Source organism: Ureibacillus sp. FSL K6-8385 (assembly GCF_038593155.1).
Taxonomy (GTDB): domain Bacteria; phylum Bacillota; class Bacilli; order Bacillales_A; family Planococcaceae; genus Ureibacillus; species Ureibacillus terrenus.
In genome coordinates this window covers 875,569-893,829 of the sequence record NZ_CP151968.1, presented here as the reverse complement: position 1 = coordinate 893,829, position 18,261 = coordinate 875,569, and the positions used below count along the sequence as shown (strand labels likewise).

The following is an 18,261-nucleotide window of genomic DNA, read 5'->3' as shown; positions in this document are numbered from 1 at the left end:
CTCTCTTATCTATTATTTTTTCGACACTATTGCATAACGGCTGATTTCATTCAGCAACTGCTGCGTCATGCATTTAAAACCTTCCCAGCCTACCAAAGGGGTCCCTTCAAAGAAGGAAAAGACATCAAAAGCCGGTTCGACAATTCTCAAATGTACCGGGATTTCTTTTGCCAGAAGCCGATCTTCTGCGCTCCCCATTAAAATGAACGGCTGACATTCCCGCAATATTTTCTTCCATTCAAGTTCCGAAGGCGTTACATACATCGGGACAGACAAAGATTCGAGTTCTTCCGCCTCTTCTTTCTCTGGAACTGTTGTCAGGCGGACAGCTGCAACCCGCAGTTCCCAATCTTCCGTCACCATTTGAATCATTTTCTTTGCCATAACCGGCGGACATGCCAGAGCAACCGTCCATTCTTTTTGATAAAAAGTGCCATCTGCAATCCGTTCAAAATAATGGTGAACCGGAAAGGCCATTTCTTCTTTGATCCATTTCATCGGCAACGGGTTATTCGTCATTTTGGCAATTTCCTGAAGCCATTCAAATGTTCCTTTCTTGCCATAAGGCAATCCATAGATATAGGGGATTTGAAAATGTCTTTCCAAATATTTTGCCGCCTGAAGCCCGGCCGTCGTTGCCACGATGTTCAAGTTTGCCTGGGGCAGTTTCTTGATTTCTTCCGTAGTGGTGTCATATGGTATGACCGTTTTTACTTCCATCCCCAAAAATGAAAGCAGCCGGCACAACTCTTTTTTATCCGATTTCCAATTATACGTCTGAATTGTGGGCCCAATGATGTTGACAGAAAATGACGGTTCTTTTGTCAACCCTTTGTCTTTTTGATCGGCGCATAAATGCTCCACCAATTTTACAAGCGCCAATTCAATCCCCTTTTCGGCCTGTTCCTGCCAAACCGAATCTCCAAAGGTAATAATCGGAATGCCGGTTTTTTCCCCCGCTTCTTTGGCAACGGCCTCTATGTCTACCCCTATGAGAGAAGAGACGGGATTTGCGATGATGGCAATCATGGAAAAGTCGCCTTTTTGTGCCATTTCTTCAATGGCTGCCTTCAACTTATCCTCGCCTCCGCTTAATGCAATATCTTCCGCTTCCATTCCCGTCGAGCAAAACCGGTCATGGATGAGCTGTTTCGTCCGGTCTGAAGCGGTCGCAAATTCAAAAAAGTTGCATCCTCCCGTCCCATGATTGATGACCGCGACATCCTTGACGCCGGATAACGCCCATAAAACCCCCAGGTATTCATTGGCCGGCAAAAATACAGAAGAAATTTTACTCATTTGGAACCACACTCTTTCTGCATTCAATCAAATTCGACACATTTGCCACCTCTTGTTGGACAGCGGAAAAACCTGGACCGGAACGGTGGATGACCGGATGGCACTGGATGACATTTTCCTTTCTTAGCTTTTCCGCCTGGGCATGGCCAAAAAATAATTGCGGTTTAAATTGTCCGATAATCGAATACATATCCATGCCTTTTTTCAATAAAATCGTCGGAATCTTAATGCCAAGCCGTTTCATCTTTTGCACATCCGCATCTTCTTCTATGGGCATCCGGGTCAATAAAAACTTCGGTATCATGCCAAGGGAGGCATAAAAAATGGCTGCATCGACATTGCTTCCTTCCACCGAACCGATGCCAAAGGTAATCCCTTCGAGCTTTGGCCTCATGCTTTCGAGAAATTCGTGATGTTGAATTGACAACTGTTCTATTTCCTTTGGCAAATCCAAATGGAAAAAATCGAATATCGTCTCATATCCTTTAATGATTTTCTCGGTGCCATAAGAAAAATCGAAAAAAATGTATGGAATTCCAAATGCCGATTCCATCTTTTTCGCCAAAGGAAGGGCGATTTTTCCGGCAACAATATTCAATGCGGCCCGTGGAGCGTTTTCGATGTCCACAATATATCGGGTTCCCGGCAAAAGGGCATTTACCGAAATTCCTCCCCGTTCCAAAACCCGGACCATTTCCACTTCCTCCATATTTGCGGATCTGAGTCCAAGAATATTCGCGCTGTAAAGCAGCGTTTTTCCGGGCTTCATCAGGCTGACGAGGGAATCCAGAAAATCGGTGCTTCCCTTTTGCTGATGCAGGCATTCATAGCCGTTCGTTTTCACGACGACCACCTTGGCATTGATTTTACGTTTGGCCGCTGTCAATGCGGATTCGTCAAAACCGATGATTTCCGGCGTACATGTAGTAATTAAAAAAATCAATTCCGGATGATAACATTCATCCAATTCTTCCAGCGCTTCCTCGATCACCGGCTCCACCCCGAAAATCAGGTCTTCCCGGCTTAAATTCAGGCAGAAAAGATTATCCACTCCTCCTTTTGGGGAACTTAACCGACGGTATACCATCCATTTGGCATGATAAGTGCAAGATGGCGGCGCAATGACCAGCGCGATGCTGTTCGGAAATAACGGGGCCATAAAAGACGCTTCAAATAAACCGCAATGCGCCCCCGGAAATTCTGCTGCATGCCGATCATTTTCCGGATGTTGTCCAAAAAAAGCGTTTTGTCGATTGTCCTTCATTGAATACACCTCATCGAGATAATTTATAAACGTAGCGCAGCGGGTCCATTGTGCCTGCAAACTCCCATCCCTCTATGTCCTTTTTCATGATGGTCACTTTTGTCGGATGCACAAGAAATGCTCCAGGAACAATTTCCATCAATTCCCGTTGAATGCCGTTATAAATGGCCTGTCTTTCTTGTTGATTGATATTTGTCACAACCTCGGATACCAAGGAATCCAGCTTTTCATTGCCTTTTACGACCGTACCGAGACCTCTCGTCGTGAAATAATATTGGAAGTAATAATAAGGATCCGCAGTGCTTTTTCCCAAACTTCCCAATCCAGCTAAATCAAATTCTCCCTTCTTGATCAAATCGCGGATCAGATTGTTGTCTCTCATTTCTAAATTCACTTTAATTCCAATTTCTTTCAGCTGATTTTGAATGATTTCTCCCATCGGTTTCCATGTTCGGTCCGATTGGATAAGGAAATTGACTTCCAGCACTTGGCCATCTTTCATTAAATAGCCTTCCGGACTTTTTTCCTTCCATCCTGCTTCCGCCAATAGTAGTTTCGCTTTTTCAGGGTCATGCTCATATCCTTTGATGCTCGTATCAACCCAAGGAATCGAGTCGTCAAAACCGATCGGTCCTGCGGCAGGTGTCGCAAATCCTTCATAAACATACTCGGCGATTTCTTCCCGATCGAGCGCATAGTTGATGGCTTGTCTGACTTTTTTGTCGTTCAAAGGCGCTTTGTACATATTGAAAGCGACCCATTCCAGCGAGCTGCTGTCCGGATTTTCAATCACTTTAAAATCCTTGTTTTCTTGCAATCTTTTAATTTCTGAATATGGGATGCCATAGCCATCGGCGCCAATCAAATCCACTTCCCCCGATTCCAGCGCCAAAATGGTTGTTTGCGGGTCCGGTATATAAACAACGGTCAAATTATCGATTTTTGGCTTTCCTCTCCAATAATCATCATTGGCCACAAATTCAACCTGTTCCTTAGAATGGCTTTTGATTTTATAAGGGCCTGTTCCGATCGGTTCAACGAAATTGCCCTTTTCATCAAAAGAGGTTGGGCTTGGAATCGTGCATTGAAATGATCCCACCACATTTAAAAACGGAGCGAAAGGGCGTTTCAAAGTAAACTCCACCGTATAATCATCCGGTATTGTAATATGGGCGATCCCCAGGCGTTGCGCCAACTGACGGTCTGCCATATAGTGTTCGAACGCCGCTTTGACCGCTTTGCTCGTGAAGTCTGTACCGTCATGGAACTTGATGTTTTTCCGCAAATGGAATGTCCACTTCGTTCCCGTTTCATCCACATCCCATGATTCTGCCAAAGCCCCTTCAAAAACGCCTGTTTCAGTTTCCAGAACTAACGGTTCGAAAAGCACTGTCCTGAGAACGGTATTTTCCCTTCCATCTTCATAAGGGTTCACTCCCAAATAATCCAGTCCGTGTCCCAATGCGATTGCTACACTTTTGGGACCGTCTCCCCTTTCCGCCGATGAATCGGTGTTTGCATTCTTGTCTCCGCATGCTGATAAAAGTAAAAGACTGAAGATTGCGAAAAATAGTAGCGCTATTCTTCCAGACGCCATTCGTTGCAACATATAACACTCCTTTTCATCTATCGATTTGACGGAATTTATGTTATCAATCATCGTTGAAAAAAGTTTGAAATCCATTTGACAACGATTTGTCACTATTTAGGGATTTGTGTGAAATCTGGAATTTCTGTTGAAATTGTTGCTGGTTTTCCATATAAAACAAAAAATAACGGAGAAAAACAACATTGTTTTTCTCCGTTCACCCATTTTATGAAGGGGGGTTCCACTTTGGTTTTCAGACAGCCCCTTCTTCGCCACTTTGAATGATTTATCGCTGGCGTTTCTCAACTACCAGTTTTAGTGCAGTACGATCTTCACCGCCAATTTTTATGTCTGCAAATGCCGGCGAACAAACCAAGTCTGTTCCGCTCGGTGCCACAAATCCCCGGGCGATGGCTACCGCCTTTACCGCCTGGTTCAGAGCACCGGCACCGACAGCCTGCATTTCCGCATATCCTTGCTCACGAATTACCGCAACAAGCGCGCCTGCTACAGAATTTGGATTTGAGCGAGATGATACTTTCAATGAATCCACAGCTATTCCTCCCCATACTTGCTTTTTTAATGATTTTGAATGAATCTTTCTTTTTGGCATTCATTCAAAGGACTTGAACTTGTGTCCGTAGCACATTTTATGCAGCGAAGCAGAAAAATAGAATCATTTTGGAAGGGAATCATGCAAAAACTTGGGAGCTATCCCTGGAAAGGATAATCATCATTAATGTAAATTCTTTCACAGTAATTGGCTTTTCCGGTTTCATTATCAATGTCCACGAAAAAGCCGCTGAATACATCTCTTCCCGATTTCGGCACTTCGAATCGGGCAGGCATGTTGGTTTGTAATTTGTAAAGAACTCCTTCTTTTTTCATTCCTAAAATTTCATCATATGGTCCAGTCATCCCTACATCAGTTATATATGCAGTGCCGCCCGGAAATATTCTTGCATCCGCAGTCTGAACATGGGTATGGGTTCCGACTACCGCGGAAACCCGTCCATCCACATACCATCCAAAAGCTATTTTCTCGCTCGTCGCTTCTCCATGGAAGTCAATAAACACCATTGGAGAAATCTTTCTCGCTTCTTCGATTAATTCATCCGCCATCCGGAACGGATCATCATGGGGAGGTAAAAATACGCGGCCATGCAAATTGATGACGGTCAAAACATGTCCGTTTTTTTCGATTTGAACAGCCCCTTTTCCTGGAGCCTCTTTCGAAAAGTTTGCGGGGCGGATCAAATATTCCGCCTCGTCAATGAATTCAAAAATTTCTTTGTTGTCCCAAGTATGATTCCCCATTGTAATGACATCAATTCCCATTTGCAATAATTGCTGGTAAATCTTTTGCGTAATGCCCCTGCCCGCCGCTGCGTTTTCTCCATTTGCAATCACTACATCAGGCTCATATTTTTTCTTTACTTTCGGCAGATATTTTTCTACCGCCTCCCGCCCGATCGAGCCGACAATATCACCAATAAATAGTACCTTCAATCTGACTACCACGCTTTCTATAAAATCGATTCAATTTTACCATTTTCACTCATTCAAAGCTAATGTAATGTTATTTTGGCCGATTTTAAGGAATTTTCTTAATACTGAATGCAATATGATTTATAGCCGAACTGCACTTTATATATTAAATAAAAAAGACAAGGGCGCGTAAATCCCTTGTCCGATATATTGCCTTTTAATAACCCCCAAAATTTATTAGAAATTTTTGTAATAGCAAATAAAAGAAAAAATACACCTGATAAGCGAAGTACGGAAAAAATCAGGCGGGCCGTTTTCAATCGTTTATGCCAAACAACTCAACTTTGGTGATTTTTCAACCGCTCCCATGCAGAAGATTTCAATTTGCCGCAACGGACACATTCATCCGAAAAATAACTGTATTTATGATGACGTACAATTTTGCAATATATTCGCATCAGCAATTTCATATATCAAACACTCCTATTCTGCAAATAAAACCTTGTACCTATTACCGCGCGCCGATCTTGTAAAATACAAATGTTTTTTTACCCTTTTCCTACAAATTTATTTTTTGTTTATATAATTTTGTTCCTTTCTAATCAAAATATATCAGCATAAAAAAATATTTGATAGAATAATAATTCTTCTTTATTACTTCCATTAATATACCAGAAAAACTTTCGGATGAACACAAACTTTTTTCTCATTATCGGACACAAAATTAACATTATAACAATAGTGTATATATTAAAAACCTATTAATTTTATGTTAATTTTTTATCTTATATATAATTTTATGATGTTTTTTGTTACATGGATTTTATCAAGATCCGGGTTTTGACGGACAAAAAAATCATCCCCCTTGAGCAAAGGGGGATTTGTTTCTCAAAAATCTGTGTTAATCAAGCGCCTTTTCTCCTTGTCAACATTTTTCTAACAAGGTATCATAACATATCCAAAAATAATATTTATATAATATTACTATAGATTATAAAAATTATTAGAACAGCTTCCACCATTTGCACTTTGGCAGTTCCGGTTCATACAGAATCAATGGCCTATTTGCGATAATTCGGGCATTATTTTCGAGAAGCAGATCGGCCGAATCCAGTTCCTTCTTTTTTTCCAAAAAGGACAGCCCTTCCTTAAATAAAAACGGTCTTGCGGTTAAATGGTGGGCGTCCGATCCGTATGTATGCACCAGATTTGCCCTCACCAAATCCAAAGCAAGCTGTTGCACTTTTTTTCCAAAAAATCCGGCCAAACTGCCAGCCGTCACCTGGGCCAGTGCGCCCTCCCGAATCAGGCGCTCAAGGCGCTCCGGTTTCTCCGCAATGGCCTTATTCCGTTCCGGATGCGCGATAATCGGGATAATATCGTGAAGCAATAGCTCCCGTATGATGTTTTTTGTATACAATGGAATCGAATTGGAGGGCAATTCCATCAATAAATAGTTGGAATTGGCCAAACAATGAACCTCACCGGTTAAACAACGTTCCACGATATTTTCCGAAATGCGGACTTCATGGCCAACATGAATCGAAACCGGTATTTGCCGATCGTCCAATTCCTTTTTCAATTCATGAATTTGTTCTATTACTACATTGGAAGGGACATCAAACTGCGGATGGCTTGCGTGGGAGGTTGAAATAACCTCCGTAATTCCTTCATTAGCTGCGGCTTCCAACATGGCAATGGACTCTTCCACGTGTTTTGGACCGTCATCTACCCCATACAAAATATGGCTATGGATATCGATCATGTTTTCACCTGCTTCTTTCTATTTTCTCATTTTTTTATTTTATAACCCGGCGTTCGGCATCGGCTTCGCCAAATCACACTTTCTGATATTCCGATAATTTCACTTTACAAAACCATAAAAAAAGAGTAAAGGCTTTTGCGCCATTACTCTGAAGTTCCGTAATAGTAGTAATAATAACCCTTTTCCATCTTCGCGTTATTCATGACGACCCCGATGATATTCGCTTTCGACATATCCAACAATTCTTTTGCCTTCACAATGCTTTCTTTTTGTGTTTCGCCTGAACTTACAACAAGGATGGTGGCATCGCACCGGTTGGAAAGGATTTGGGCATCCGTCACAGATAACACTGGAGGCGCGTCAAAGAAAACAAAATCAAATTCATCTTTTAATGAATTTATCATTGCCTCCATTTGTTTTGACGCGAGCAATTCTGCCGGATTCGGAGGAATCGGTCCGCTCGTGATGACAAAGAGTCCTGGATATTCGGTTTCTTGAACGGCATCACCGAGTTCGCATTGCCGCGTCAGCAGGCTGGATAAACCGATGGCATTTTTCAAACCGAAAGTATAATGCGCTGCCGGTTTGCGCATATCGCCATCAACCAATAGCACTTTTTTTCCCTCTTGGGAAAAAACCGCTGCGATGTTCGCAGAAATGGTCGATTTTCCTTCTCCTGCACCGGCCGATGTAATGACAATGGTTTTTAACTCTTTATCTGGCATGGAAAATTTGATATTCGTCCGAATCGTCCGGAACTGTTCGGAAATAAAAGATTTCGGATCACTTTCGACGATTAATTTCCTCGCCATCGTTTTATTTTTTTTTGTTTTCCTTCTAAACATTTACCTTTTCTCTCCCAACTGGTTGTGCAGATTTCGCAGTTACAGGTGCTTCATCGTTTGTATCCGGAATTCTGCTGACAAACCCTAAAATCGGCAATCCCAACAATTCTTCCACATCTTGTTCTGTTTTGATTGTCGTATCCAAATATTCGAGCAGGAAGGCTAGTCCAACGCCGACCATCAAACCGATCACCAATGCGATCGCCATGTTCAACATTTTGTTCGGCTTCACAGGTGTCGGGTTTTCAGGAAGTTCAGCAGGAGATAAAATATTCACATTATCGACATTCATCAAGTTTTTAATTTCTTCCTGGAAAACTTGGGCAACCGTGTTGGCGATATCGACCGCCAGATAGGCCTGTTCATCTTGCACGCTGATATTTACAACTTGGGAATTGTCCGCATTGGATACAGTAATTTGGTTCGATAGTGCAGTCGTCGTTGTATCCAAATCCAAAATTTCAATCACTTTATTTAAAATGACCGGACTTTTTATGATGACGTTGTATGTATTAATCAGCTGCAAATTTGTTTGAATGTCCTGCTGTTGAATTTGATTTTGTTCATTCGGTTTCTGATTGACCAGAATTTGCGTCGAAGCCTGATAAACCGGGGTCAACACATAAAAACTGATGATGGCAGCTGTTAATGTCGCAATAATGGCTATGCTCAGAATCAGCACGATCCGTTTCTTCAAAACTTTGAATATATCATATAAGCTGATTGTTTCTTCCACAGTGGTCACCCCTCCCATGTTATTATAATGGAATTTCCGTTTTGGTTGGATGCGTTTTTTGTTTGAATGTCCCAGCGAAATTTTCTAAAAAGCAGGAAATATTGCGAAATTAGAAATATTCTCTCGCCTTTTTCAACAGACCGCTGCGGCGCTCTTCTTTGGCTGCATTGTATTCATCCCGGAAACTTTGCGCATGGGCTTTATCGTACCCGTTGGCTTTCAATTCATTTTCCACGCGGGACATGATGACATTAAATGCGGCGTCGGTACTTGCTTCCAATCTTTTTGCCGCGCCTACATATTTATTATAAAAATAGCCATATTGGATTCTTTCGCCATTTTTTTTCTTCTCTGAATATTCGTTTGCGGCTCTGCCAACGAGTGCATCAAGGTTTCCGTTTGCCTGGGATTCCAATGCTTTAAACGCCGGCATATATTTTTCTTTAATTTCTTTGACCGTCAGCTTTTTCGTTGGATTCGCAACTTCATTTGACTGTCCGTTGCTGTTTACAGGAGGGGTTGGTTCAGTGCCGTCGCTGCTGTTTTCTTTATCGTTCCCTTCTTCTTCATTAGACGCATTCTTTTCAAGCGAATTCTTTTCTTCGACCACATTGCCGTCCTTGTCGATAATCAATTCTGTCCCATCCGGCATCGTAATTTCAAACGGATCTTCCACAATCTTATCGACTTCGGGATCGGCTACATCATACTTTTTAAATTTGAAAATATATAGGCCATATCCGCCCAGACCAGCGAGTATTAACACGAATGCAAGTATCAGGTATATCCATTTGCGCTTCATATGAAACTCCTTTTCCAATTGTACATCTTTTGCTGTATCAAAATTCTCTTCCAATCAAATTCCCCAGAACGCCCGTGTTCTGGGGAATTTCTTTGCTCTTATAGAATAATAGATTCCAAAGAGAGTGGCAACAGGTTTATTTTTCTAGAACGACATTATAGCTTGCGGAATTGCCATTATCAAAAGTAACAGTAACCTTGATTGTGATTGAATCTCCCTGTCTAGAAAGGAAATCTCCTAAAGTAGTATTGCCATCATTACCCAATTGTTTGATGAACTCTCCAAATTTTTCACTTAATTCAGTTAAAAGATCAGTATCCGCTGCATCAACTCCATATGATTGGCCATTAGCTTCAAAAGTAATAGAATTTGTCAAATCGTAAAGATGCAACAAATCTTCCGCATCATTATAATCCATTATCAATTTGCCTAATTGTTTGCTCAAGTCTTCCCCTAAGGAATTTAAAGGCTTATTCAAATTTATAGAAGAAGCTTTGATAGTTAATTTGTTACCTACTAATCCTTCCGAATTACCGACAACAGATGCTACTTTTGCGAATGCCGGATCTTTAGTGAGATTTTCGATTTCTTCTTTAAGCTCTGCGGCATAATTTCTATTTTCATATGCGTTTTCCGCGCGTACAACAAAAGTTGCCAATTGGCCGCGAGTCACAGGAGCGCCTGGAGAGTACGTAGTTTTTGTTGTTCCTGTAGTCACACCATATTTGTAAAGCATTGTAATATATTTCTTAAATTCAGAGCTAGAAATGTCTTTAAAAGGATGATTATAAGCTTCCGAAGTTAATTTATACGCTCTGGCGATAATTTTGGACAACTGTCCCCGGGAAAGTGTAATTTCCGGGCCAAATGTACCATCCGGATAACCGTTGATAATTCCCGCATTGGCAAGAGCCGCGATTTCACTGTAATAAGGATGTGTTTTTGGCACATCTTTAAAGCCAGGATTAGTTACATTTTTTGTATCTAATATTCCCTTTGATTCCAAAGCTTGGGCAATGATTTTCGCTGCATGCGCGCGTTTAATTGGTTGATAAGGTTTGAAAGTTCCATCAGGATAACCTTTGATGATGCCGCGATCTGCAAGATCCATTACATTTTCATAGTGGACATCGGTTTTAGGCAAATCTTTGAAGTTTACTGTTGCTGCTGCCGCATTTGTTGGTGCAATAGCGACTACTACGGCTGTAGTCAATGTAGTAGCAAGGGCGAGATTGTACAGCTTCTTGTTTTTACACATCCACTTTTTCCTCCCATTTACATTTTTTTCAAAATAATAAAATGTATATTTTATTATATCATATTTCTAGTGTAATGATAGTGGTTTTTCTAATATTACTTAAAAATATTTTTAGGTTTGATAGAAATCTTTCATAGCTTCAACATTGATGCAAAAAAATTGGCATCTAATTAAAAATTTTACCCTCTTTTGGAGTTGTCCAAAAGAGGGTTTTCCTTTATTTTGCGTATTCAACTGCACGGGTTTCGCGAATAACCGTCACTTTAATCTGTCCTGGATAATTGAGTTCTTCCTCGATTTGTTTTCGTATATCCCGCGCCAATCGATGCGCCTGCAAATCGTCAATTTTTTCCGGTTGGACGATAATCCGGATTTCACGTCCTGCCTGAATGGCGTAGGATTTTTCAACGCCTTCATAGGATTCGGAAATTTCCTCAAGTTTTTCCAATCGCCGGATATAGTTTTCGAGCGTTTCGCTTCGTGCGCCAGGGCGGGCGGCAGAAAGCGCATCCGCAGCTGCAACAATCACCGCAATGACGCTCTCCGGCTCCACATCGCCATGATGGGAAGCGATACTGTTGATTACAACAGGATGTTCATTGTATTTCGTTGCAAGTTCAACACCGATTTCCACGTGGCTTCCTTCCACTTCATGGTCAATGGCTTTTCCGATGTCATGGAGAAGTCCTGCCCGTTTGGCAAGGGCTACGTCCTCGCCCAATTCGGCGGCCATAAGCCCCGCTAAATGGGCAACCTCAATGGAATGCTTCAATACGTTTTGGCCGTAGCTTGTCCGATATTTCATGCGGCCCAAGATTTTGATCAAATCCGGATGCAAGTTATGCACACCGACTTCGAATGTTGTAAGCTCCCCCGTTTCGCGGATGTGTTCATCCATTTCACGGCGGGATTTTTCAACCATTTCTTCAATTCGCGCCGGATGGATCCGTCCATCCTGCACCAATTTTTCCAATGCAAGGCGGGCCGTTTCCCGGCGAATCGGGTCAAAGCCGGATAAAATAACCGCTTCTGGCGTATCGTCAATGATCAAATCGATACCAGTAAGCGTTTCCAAGGTACGGATATTTCGTCCTTCCCGGCCAATAATCCGGCCCTTCATTTCGTCATTCGGCAAGTTTACCACCGTCACGGTCGTTTCTGCTACATGGTCAGCGGCATATCTTTGCATCGCCAAGGATAAAATTTCCTTCGCCTTTTTCTCAGATTCTTCTTTCGCACGGGTTTCGGCTTCTTTGATCATCATCGCGATTTCCGTTGAAAGTTCTTGCTCAACCTGTTTTAGAATAATGTCCTTCGCTTCTTCTTTCGTCAAAGAAGCGATGCGTTCCAACTCTGCCTCCTGCTTTTTTACGAGCTCTTCCACTTTACTTTCCATTTCTTCAACATGCTGTTGTCTTTCGGCCAGAGCCTCTTCTTTTTTCTCGAGGCTTGCTTCCTTCTTATTCAGAGCATCATCCTTGCGTTCAAGATTTTCTTCTTTTTGCAATAATCGGTTCTCTTGTTTTTGAAGTTCAGCGCGTCGTTCACGGATTTCTTTCTCAGCCTCAGTCCGAAGTTTGTGAGTTTCATCTTTCGCTTCCAATAGTGCTTCCTTTTTAAGCGCTTCCGCTTCTCGCTTCGCTTCATCTATGATCAGCTCGGCTGAGTGTTTTGCACTATTTACTTTCGATTCATTCACTTTTTTCATATAGAAATAGATAACAGCGGCACCGACGATGAGCCCAAGCAAAGCGGAGATCACGTATTCCATGCGAACACCTCCTCTTGCTATAATCACATGCAATTTCAGTCGGCTCATATATTGATAACTATTCTCAACATATTGCCTATTTCATTGTATTATTAAAAAAATTATACAGTCTAATTGTATAGTTCGAATTTGGCTCTGTCAAGGATTGCCACTGCCGGCAGCAGTTCATTTAGTCTCATCCAAACCTTGCCCAGAATAATAAATTTCATTGATTTTTGCTGTTTTTCTAGGATAGATTTTTGAAAGCATAATGGGGTAGTCGATTTATAACATGAATGTTTCTTTTTATATCTTTTCCATTTTTTGATGAACTTTATACATCATGAAAACAGTCCAAGCCGGCATTCCGGTTATTCGGAAACTTTTTCTCTTTATAAGCGAAAAAAGCGAATCAGAAGCTGATCTGATTCGCTTTTTGTTTTTTTCTCTCCGATTTTTTTGAGTTTTGAGTTTTATTCTTCTTCAAATAAAGGCAATTCTTCCGCGATTTCATCGTCTTCATCGTGGGCCGCAATCATATAGGAATTGGATGCCATACCGAAGGATTCGCGAATTTTTTTGGCGATTTCATCGCGGATTTCCGGATTTGCCTTCAAGAATTGTTTGGCATTTTCCCGGCCCTGGCCAATCCGTTCATCATTGTAGGAATACCAGGAACCGCTCTTCTGGATAATGTCCAGGTCTACTCCGATATCCACGATTTCCCCTTCTTTGGAAATTCCTTCCCCGAACATGATATCCACTTCGGCTGTCCGGAACGGAGGCGCCACTTTGTTTTTTACGACTTTAATTTTTGTTTTATTTCCCACCATTTCGTTGCCTTGCTTGATTGTCTCCGCACGGCGGACTTCCAGACGGATGGAGGCGTAGAATTTTAATGCGCGTCCGCCAGGTGTCGTTTCCGGATTGCCAAACATGACGCCGATTTTATCGCGGACCTGGTTGATGAAAATGCAAATCGTATTGGATTTATTGATGACGCCGGATAATTTCCGGAGCGCCTGGGACATGAGGCGGGCTTGCAATCCCATGTGGGAATCGCCCATTTCCCCTTCGATTTCCGCTTTAGGAACCAGCGCGGCAACAGAGTCGATGACAATAATATCGATTGCACCGCTCCGTACCAATGCTTCAGCAATTTCCAACGCCTGTTCCCCTGTATCGGGCTGGGAAAGGATCAATTCATCAATATTGACCCCTAATTTTTGGGCATAAATCGGATCCAGAGCGTGCTCCGCATCGATAAATGCCGCTTGTCCGCCTTGCGCCTGCACTTCCGCAATGGCATGCAATGCCACTGTTGTTTTACCGGATGATTCCGGACCATAAATTTCGATGATACGTCCTCTAGGGTATCCTCCAACTCCGAGCGCGGCGTCAAGAGCCAACGAACCGCTTGGAACTGTTGAAATTTGCAGATTTGTTTTTTCCCCAAGTTTCATGACGGAGCCTTTGCCGAATTGCTTTTCGATTTGTTTTAATGCCATTTCCAAGGCAGCTTTACGGTCACTCAAAATAGTTCCTCCTTAAATCACGAATCTGAATTGTTCTGTTTCTACTATACTTCTTTTTTCGGAAATAATCAATAAAAAACCGAACGTATTTTCGCAAAAATAAAATTTGAGCCGTTTTTCCGGCTCAAATTTTAAATTTCACACTTTACTATACCCTTTTTCTTCAAGCAATCGAATCAAATAGCTCAACGTATACTTGACGGTCCGTATACGGTTGGTATTTCGAAGTCCGGATAATTGAAGCTTTTTCGTCGCGACATCATCGCCGATTGCAATCCCGATCCAAACCGTTCCTGCCGGTTCACCATCATGCGGCTCCGGCCCCGCAGCTCCTGTCAAACCTACTCCGATATCCGTGCCAAACTTTTCACGGACTTTTTTCGCCATGCCGGCAGCACATTCGCTGCTGACAACGCCATAACGGTCAAGCAGTTCTTTTGGAATGCCCAGCTGCTTCATTTTCGCCTCTTTTGTATATGTGACCATTCCTCCGACGAGTGCGCCGCTCACCCCGGGTATCTCCGCAAGCTCCGATTGAAACAGGCCGGCCGTTAAACTTTCGGCGGCCGAAATCGTCAACTTATGGTGCAACAACATGTTGACCGCTTTGGATGCAAGGGTGTCATCATCCACTCCATAGTTGTATTTACCGACGATATCCAAAATTTCTTTTTTCTTTTCATTGATTAAGTTCCAGGCATGTTCTTTGGAATCCGCTTTGGCCGTAATGCGCAAGAGCACTTCGCCGTCAGAGGCAAGGGGAGCGATGGTCGGATTGATTTGCGCATCTAAAATATGTTGGATTCTCGTCTCGAGCTCCGCTTCCCCAATGCCATAGAAACGGAGAACATGGGACAGGATCACTCCGCCCTTGCTGATGAGGGAAGCGAGCTTTGGTTTCGCTTCGAATTGGAACATCGGCTCCAGTTCTTTTGGCGGCCCGGGCAATAAAATATACGTCCTGCCCCCTTTCTGGAGCATCATGCCCGGCGCAAGGCCGTGATGATTCGGCAGCACTTCGCTTCCTTGTAAAATCAAAGCCTGTTTTCTGCTGTTTTCCGTAATGGTTCTGCCCTGGTTTTTGTAAAACTGCTCAATCACTTCCAATGCATTTTCATCAAATACAAGGGGTACGTTTAAATGTTCCGCAAGAGTTTCCTTCGTTAAATCGTCCTTTGTGGGCCCCAATCCGCCGGAAAATATTATCAGATCTGCACGGGATTCGGCGATTTCAATCGCTTTTTTGAGCCTTCCCCCATTATCACCTATAACCGAATGATAATATACGTTAACGCCTATTTCCGATAATTGGGAGGAAATGAATTGGGCATTCGTATTGGCGATCTGGCCTAAAAGCAATTCGGACCCGACGGCAATAATTTCGGCATTCATCGTCTCGCCTCGCTTATTTGGAATTGACAAACACGTGCCGGTTTAAATAGAAATAATCCCAGCCTGACCAAATCGTAAAGAACAAGGCCACATAAAGCATAATGATATCAAAGGGTATGCCAAACAATACAAAAATAGTATTGTGCAAAAGCAATGCCACAATGGCAACGATTTGCGTCCACGTTTTGAGTTTTCCCAATTTGCTGGCTGCGACAATCTTTCCTTCCCCGGCCAAAATGGACCGCAAACCGGTAACCGCAAATTCGCGGCTTAAAATGATAATGATGACCCAAGCCGGAACATGTTCATTGATTTCAATCAATAGAAGGAAGGCGGAAGTAACCAGCAATTTATCTGCAAGGGGATCCAAAAATTTCCCCAAATTGGTTACCAGATTATATTTCCGGGCGAAATGCCCGTCAATCCAGTCAGTGCAGGATGCAAGAATGAAAATAAGGGCACCGACAAAATGATGGACAGGCATTTCCGCCCCGAACAATTTCATATTTCCCCAATTAAAATCAAACATCATCACAATGACAAAAACGGGAATTAATAAAATGCGGGAAACCGTTATTTTATTTGGTAAATTCATTGTCCACTACAACCTTTCATGCGCAAGAAAATAGTCATCTAAAATAAGATGACTATTGTTCCTGGCTAAATTCGATGACGATATTTTGGGTCGTTTTGTCAAGAACATATTTGATTTCTTCGCCATTTACAAACACTTTTGCATTGTTGGACGCACCCAGGCGAATACGGGCATAACCATTTGCTGTGGAGTCATGTTCCACTACTTCACCCTGTGAATATACCCGGGCTTCCACTTGTTCATTTTGATTTTTGTCCCGGATGCTTACCCAAGTATTGCCTGATACTTCCACACGGATTTGCATCTTGTCCGTACCGGAGAGTTTATATATTGTTGTAATGCCGTCCGGTTGAACTTCACCTGCAGAAATTGTTTGTTTCTCTTCTTCTTTTTGTTCCTCTTGTTCTTCATCTTTATTTTCCTCATCATTGGCAGCCGGTGATTCATCGGCATTCTCTTTTTTGTTTGCTTTTTCGCCTTCCTTCGTTGAAGGCGTTTGAACTTCCGTTTTTTCGTACTCCAATGAATCGTTATTGCCCGTCACCTGTTCATCCGGAGCAGAAGGTCTTTGGGAGAAGAAGAACCATAATACTGCGATGATGATTACAATGAATAAAGCAACGACATATTTCGGCAAAGCTTCCATCAGCTTGCTTGCAGAAGTAGTTTTTAATTTTTTGCGGGCAGGACTCTGGGAGAAAGATTGGGCCACTTCCTCCGTTTGATGACTTGGTATCTCGTTTTTATATTGTTCAAAAATTTCATCCGGATCTAATCCTACTGCTTCCGCATACTGCTTAATAAACGCGCGGACATAAAATGTGCCTGGCATAATGGAATAATTGCCTTCTTCAATAGCAATCAAGTACCGCTTTTGAATTTTCGTAATTTCCTGCAAGTCATCTAAACTATACCCTTTAGACAATCTCGCTTCTTTTAGGCGAGTACCGAGCTCTGTCAACCATAACACCTACTTTATTTATATTTTATTAATCATTTTAAAAAATTTTTATAAAGAGAAAAAATCATCATTATTCAAAAAGGCATCATTTCTTTCTAGGGCATCATAAACAATTTCCTCATCCGGGTGATGGCGCAATTCGATAATGTAATCAAAGTCGTCGATGGTATATTCGGAATGCTTGACAAAAATGTCGGGATGTTCAACCACTTTCACACAGGGCATTTTCATGACTTCACGGACAAGCTGCAAATGTTGTTCGTCAGTTGTCCTTCTCGTAACAACTCCATCCAGGATAAATATATTATTTGTATTAAATTCATCTCCTATGAGTTGCTTTCGAATCGTTTGTTTAATCATGGTGGATGATAAAAAAATCCATTTTTTATTTGCACAAACGCTTGCGGCTACGACGGATTCGGTTTTCCCCACCCGGGGCATGCCGCGGATTCCGATTAACTTGTGCCCCTCGGTTTTGAATAATTCAGCCATAAAATCAACCAAAATTCCAAGTTCATCGCGGACAAAACGAAAGGTGTTCTTTTCATCGGCATCCCTTTCGATATATTGGCCGTGCCGGATAGCCAAACGGTCACGCAGTTTGGGCACACGGAATTTTGTTACACGGATATCATCAATCGTTTTGACAACCGATTGAAACCGTTTAATCGATTCGGCATTTTCCGCTTTTAACAGCAAACCGCGGCGGCCTTCATCCACCCCGTTAATCGTGACGATATTTACTTTGAGCATCCCCAGCAAAGAGGCGATATCACCTAACAAACCTGGACGATTTACTTGAATCTCGTATTCGAAATACCATTCACTCATGAACAACCGTCCCCTTGTATAGAAAACGAAATAAATAACCTACATGTTTCATCATAGCGGATTTTGTATGTATTGAAAAGTTACAAAGCGACAAAATTATTCCAAATCGGACAAAATCATGCTTTATTTTGCATTCTTTCAGTAAATATCTT

Annotated in this window: 16 protein-coding genes; all 16 read right to left on the bottom strand. The window is 42.2% G+C overall.

What is annotated here, in order from left to right:
* Positions 1–12 precede the first annotated feature (12 nt).
* Positions 13–1,299: a nitrogenase component 1 gene (locus NST62_RS04285; RefSeq protein WP_342463167.1), complete on the bottom strand. Its 1,287-nt coding sequence runs from the start codon at positions 1,297–1,299 to the stop codon at positions 13–15.
* Positions 1,292–2,563 (bottom strand): nitrogenase component 1, encoded by a 1,272-nt coding sequence (locus NST62_RS04280; protein ID WP_141601040.1) that lies wholly within the window; start codon positions 2,561–2,563, stop codon positions 1,292–1,294. The genes NST62_RS04285 and NST62_RS04280 overlap by 8 nt, the downstream gene beginning before the upstream one ends.
* Before the next feature lie 10 nt (positions 2,564–2,573).
* Positions 2,574–4,172: an ABC transporter substrate-binding protein gene (locus NST62_RS04275; protein ID WP_181733132.1), complete on the bottom strand. Its 1,599-nt coding sequence runs from the start codon at positions 4,170–4,172 to the stop codon at positions 2,574–2,576.
* 265 nt (positions 4,173–4,437) lie between these two features.
* Positions 4,438–4,704 (bottom strand): stage V sporulation protein S, encoded by a 267-nt coding sequence (locus tag NST62_RS04270; protein WP_141601072.1) that lies wholly within the window; start codon positions 4,702–4,704, stop codon positions 4,438–4,440.
* Between the two features lie 158 nt (positions 4,705–4,862).
* The gene (locus NST62_RS04265; RefSeq protein ID WP_328215111.1) at positions 4,863–5,660 is read right to left on the bottom strand and encodes a TIGR00282 family metallophosphoesterase; all 798 of its coding nucleotides are present in this window, start codon (positions 5,658–5,660) and stop codon (positions 4,863–4,865) included.
* Between the two features lie 982 nt (positions 5,661–6,642).
* Complete coding sequence (locus NST62_RS04260) at positions 6,643–7,404, bottom strand: CpsB/CapC family capsule biosynthesis tyrosine phosphatase (RefSeq protein ID WP_342463166.1); 762 nt, start codon at positions 7,402–7,404, stop codon at positions 6,643–6,645.
* A 143-nt stretch (positions 7,405–7,547) separates the two neighbouring features.
* Positions 7,548–8,249 (bottom strand): CpsD/CapB family tyrosine-protein kinase, encoded by a 702-nt coding sequence (locus tag NST62_RS04255; protein ID WP_328215107.1) that lies wholly within the window; start codon positions 8,247–8,249, stop codon positions 7,548–7,550.
* Positions 8,242–8,985, bottom strand: coding sequence for a Wzz/FepE/Etk N-terminal domain-containing protein (locus NST62_RS04250; protein WP_141601045.1), 744 nt, complete (start codon positions 8,983–8,985; stop codon positions 8,242–8,244). Before NST62_RS04250 ends, NST62_RS04255 begins: the two co-directional genes overlap by 8 nt.
* A gap of 109 nt (positions 8,986–9,094) precedes the next feature.
* Positions 9,095–9,841, bottom strand: coding sequence for a hypothetical protein (locus NST62_RS04245; protein WP_141601046.1), 747 nt, complete (start codon positions 9,839–9,841; stop codon positions 9,095–9,097).
* A gap of 82 nt (positions 9,842–9,923) precedes the next feature.
* Positions 9,924–11,045: an S-layer homology domain-containing protein gene (locus tag NST62_RS04240; protein ID WP_342463165.1), complete on the bottom strand. Its 1,122-nt coding sequence runs from the start codon at positions 11,043–11,045 to the stop codon at positions 9,924–9,926.
* 217 nt (positions 11,046–11,262) lie between these two features.
* Positions 11,263–12,816 carry a ribonuclease Y gene (rny, locus tag NST62_RS04235; protein WP_141601048.1) on the bottom strand — a complete coding sequence of 518 codons (1,554 nt, stop codon included), beginning with the start codon at positions 12,814–12,816 and terminating at the stop codon, positions 11,263–11,265.
* A 452-nt stretch (positions 12,817–13,268) separates the two neighbouring features.
* Positions 13,269–14,330 (bottom strand): recombinase RecA, encoded by a 1,062-nt coding sequence (gene recA, locus NST62_RS04230; protein WP_141601049.1) that lies wholly within the window; start codon positions 14,328–14,330, stop codon positions 13,269–13,271.
* A gap of 138 nt (positions 14,331–14,468) precedes the next feature.
* Positions 14,469–15,722, bottom strand: a complete 1,254-nt coding sequence (locus tag NST62_RS04225; protein ID WP_141601050.1) for a competence/damage-inducible protein A — start codon at positions 15,720–15,722, stop codon at positions 14,469–14,471.
* Between the two features lie 13 nt (positions 15,723–15,735).
* Positions 15,736–16,317: a CDP-diacylglycerol--glycerol-3-phosphate 3-phosphatidyltransferase gene (gene pgsA, locus NST62_RS04220; RefSeq protein WP_141601051.1), complete on the bottom strand. Its 582-nt coding sequence runs from the start codon at positions 16,315–16,317 to the stop codon at positions 15,736–15,738.
* A 52-nt stretch (positions 16,318–16,369) separates the two neighbouring features.
* Positions 16,370–17,287 carry a RodZ domain-containing protein gene (locus NST62_RS04215; RefSeq protein WP_328215101.1) on the bottom strand — a complete coding sequence of 306 codons (918 nt, stop codon included), beginning with the start codon at positions 17,285–17,287 and terminating at the stop codon, positions 16,370–16,372.
* A 39-nt stretch (positions 17,288–17,326) separates the two neighbouring features.
* A complete protein-coding gene (locus NST62_RS04210) occupies positions 17,327–18,109 on the bottom strand; it encodes a DUF3388 domain-containing protein (protein ID WP_342463164.1) in 783 nt (260 codons plus the stop codon).
* Positions 18,110–18,261: the final 152 nt, after the last annotated feature.

What these genes read in the sequence shown, in the direction of transcription:
- NST62_RS04285 (WP_342463167.1), bottom strand. Translation starts at nt 1,299, where the DNA reads ATGAGTAAAATTTCTTCTGTATTTTTGCCGGCCAATGAATACCTGGGG.
- NST62_RS04280 (WP_141601040.1), bottom strand. Translation starts at nt 2,563, where the DNA reads ATGAAGGACAATCGACAAAACGCTTTTTTTGGACAACATCCGGAAAAT.
- NST62_RS04275 (WP_181733132.1), bottom strand. Translation starts at nt 4,172, where the DNA reads ATGTTGCAACGAATGGCGTCTGGAAGAATAGCGCTACTATTTTTCGCA.
- NST62_RS04260 (WP_342463166.1), bottom strand. Translation starts at nt 7,404, where the DNA reads ATGATCGATATCCATAGCCATATTTTGTATGGGGTAGATGACGGTCCA.
- NST62_RS04255 (WP_328215107.1), bottom strand. Translation starts at nt 8,249, where the DNA reads ATGTTTAGAAGGAAAACAAAAAAAAATAAAACGATGGCGAGGAAATTA.
- NST62_RS04240 (WP_342463165.1), bottom strand. Translation starts at nt 11,045, where the DNA reads ATGTGTAAAAACAAGAAGCTGTACAATCTCGCCCTTGCTACTACATTG.
- rny (WP_141601048.1), bottom strand. Translation starts at nt 12,816, where the DNA reads ATGGAATACGTGATCTCCGCTTTGCTTGGGCTCATCGTCGGTGCCGCT.
- NST62_RS04225 (WP_141601050.1), bottom strand. Translation starts at nt 15,722, where the DNA reads ATGAATGCCGAAATTATTGCCGTCGGGTCCGAATTGCTTTTAGGCCAG.
- pgsA (WP_141601051.1), bottom strand. Translation starts at nt 16,317, where the DNA reads ATGAATTTACCAAATAAAATAACGGTTTCCCGCATTTTATTAATTCCC.
- NST62_RS04210 (WP_342463164.1), bottom strand. Translation starts at nt 18,109, where the DNA reads ATGAGTGAATGGTATTTCGAATACGAGATTCAAGTAAATCGTCCAGGT.